The organism is Acinetobacter sp. 102, from assembly GCF_037028485.1.
Classification (GTDB): Bacteria; Pseudomonadota; Gammaproteobacteria; order Pseudomonadales; family Moraxellaceae; genus Acinetobacter; species Acinetobacter higginsii.
On the sequence record NZ_JAZEZK010000047.1, the window covers coordinates 1 to 2425 of the forward strand.

Consider the following 2425-nt stretch of genomic DNA (forward strand, 5'->3'; position numbering starts at 1 on the left):
ATTTTAAAGAGGAATACAAGAAATAATTTCTTGTATTCCTGTTATAAGATTGGGAGAACCAAGTTGATAATTTCACCCATTTCTTTGGATCTATTAATTTAAGTTTCGACTTTACTTATTTGAGCTTAGCCATTTGGTCGAGTCACAATCGGGAAAATTGAATCTGGACGTTTAAACATTGCAAAGAATTTTCCAATTTTCAGTGGATTACCTTTGACTTTACTGTCTTTAGAAAGCAGGACTTTTACCCCTTCTATTTGACCTGTAATCATTTTTAGATATAAGGGCTTGGTTAAGGTTAATGTAGGGCAATCCAATGCCAAATCTTTACTTTCATCATAACGCTTAAACTGCATGACTGAGTTTTCAACCCATAATGAAAAATGCTCTTTGGTATCCGACAAAACCAGATTGATACACTGGTTTTCATTTTTTAAATTTTCCACATCTAAATTTGTCGCCATAGCTTCAAGAAATCTTTCAGTTGGTGTATGAATCAATAAATCACTCGGATCAGAAGTATTTTGTAGGGGTACATTATTTTGTAGCTCTTGAGCGCCCACCAAAAAGAAATTACGCCAAGTTGAAGCCTCAGCAGCATAGCCCAATTGACGATAAGTATTCGCCAATAAGTCTTTTGCTTGTTGGTTTTGAGGGTTATTCAACACAATATGTTTTAAAATCTCGGCAGCCCATCTATAGTCAGCTTGAGCGTAGGCATCCCGCGCATTTTTCAATGCATTGTTCTCCCCACCTGCTAACTCAATATATTTTTTTGCAACAGCTTTAGGGGGTAATGGATCTAAATTGGAAGGATGGGCATCGAACCATCCCATATAATATTGGTATACTGCTTTTACATTATGTTTTAGGGTTCCATAATAGCCATGAGCATATAGTTTTTGATCAAGTGCCGCTGGAAGCTTAATTTTTTCGGCAATTTCAGCGCCATTAAAACCAGAGTTCATATATCTCACCGTCTGATCATGCGTGAACTTATAAACATCTCGCTGGGTTTTAATAAAATCTTGAATATTGTCATTGCCCCAGACAGGCCAATGATGCTGTGCAATCAATACATCGGATGCTTTGGCATGCTGCATTGCTTGGTCTAGATAGCCCACCCATTTTAAGGCATCACGGACTTTAGCACCCCGAAGGGTATAAAGATTATGCATGGTATGAGATAGAATTTCTGCGCCGTTATAAAGTTTCAATGATGGGATAGAGAACGTTAATTCTGCTGGTGCTTCTGAACCCGGCACGTTATAAAACACAAAATCCAAGCCATCAACCGTCATTTTCTGTTCTGGTTGAGTGATCAGTTGTGTAGGCTCAAGGATGCCCATTTTTCCCACAGCAACAGCCTTACCTAAACCTGTATCCACCAATCCTTCCGCATTTTTAGGTAGAAAAGTTCCATACATATAAGTCGCACGACGTATCATGGCTGAACCTGCCATCACATTTTCACTGGTCGCTTCTTCCATAAAGCCTTTTGGCGCAATAATTGGAGTTTTTCTAGCGTTAATTTCTTCGCTAGAAAGAACGCCTAATGCACCACCAAAATGATCGATATGGCTATGGGTAAAGATAATGGCTGAAATTTTTTGCTCACCTAAATGCTGTCTAGCAAATTTAAGTGCTGCTTCAGCCGTTTCTTTAGAGGTTAATGTATCCACAATAATCCAGCCAGTATCACCCTGAATGATGGTCATATTTGCCAAATCAAAACCACGAATTTGCCAAACTCGATCTGTTACTTTAAATAGCCCAACATTGTTGTTTAATTTTGCTTGTCGCCATAGAGTGGGATTAACGGTATTTGGTGCTTGATCTTGTAAAAAACTAAATGCATCAAAATCCCAGATAACATTGCCTTTCTCACTTTTAATTTGACCTGTTGGCTTGGCAATAAAGCCCTTTTGAGCCTGATTAAACTCAGTCATATCCTCTAAGTTATACTTCGCCTTATATGTATTATTTGATTCAATGACCGCTTTTTCTACTACAGTATTTGCTGCAAAAACAGAAAATGGCAGAATAAGCATCAATGAAACTGTTAAAAACTTAATTTTCATCTTCTTTCCTTTTTTTAAATAGAGGTGGTCCCACATGTTTGAACAACTAAAAGCTTATTTATAAGTGATACTCTGCTCTAGTTAAGCTACCTTATTTTGTTGTGGTAGCTGGTCATAGTAAAACTCATCTGGAGTCATTTTGTCCAGACTCGAATGAGGTCGTTTCAAATTATAAAATTCAAAATATGCGTTTAATTGCTTCTTCGCATCCAAAACATTGCTGTAGGCTTTGAGATACACCTCTTCATATTTAACGCTCCGCCATAATCGTTCAACCATCACATTATCAACCCATCGACCTTTACCATCCATGCTGATTTGGATGTCATTTGATTTCAATACAT

Annotated in this window: 2 protein-coding genes; both read right to left on the reverse strand. The window is 37.6% G+C overall.

Going from position 1 to position 2425, the window contains the following annotated elements:
- Window positions 1-125 precede the first annotated feature (125 nt).
- Entirely contained in the window at window positions 126-2081 is a 1956-nt protein-coding gene (locus tag WA352_RS21565) for an alkyl/aryl-sulfatase (RefSeq protein WP_000693745.1), read from the reverse strand.
- A gap of 81 nt (window positions 2082-2162) precedes the next feature.
- Window positions 2163-2425 (reverse strand): integrase core domain-containing protein (locus WA352_RS21570; RefSeq protein WP_005401423.1); only part of this gene is annotated, 263 nt, incomplete at its 5' end.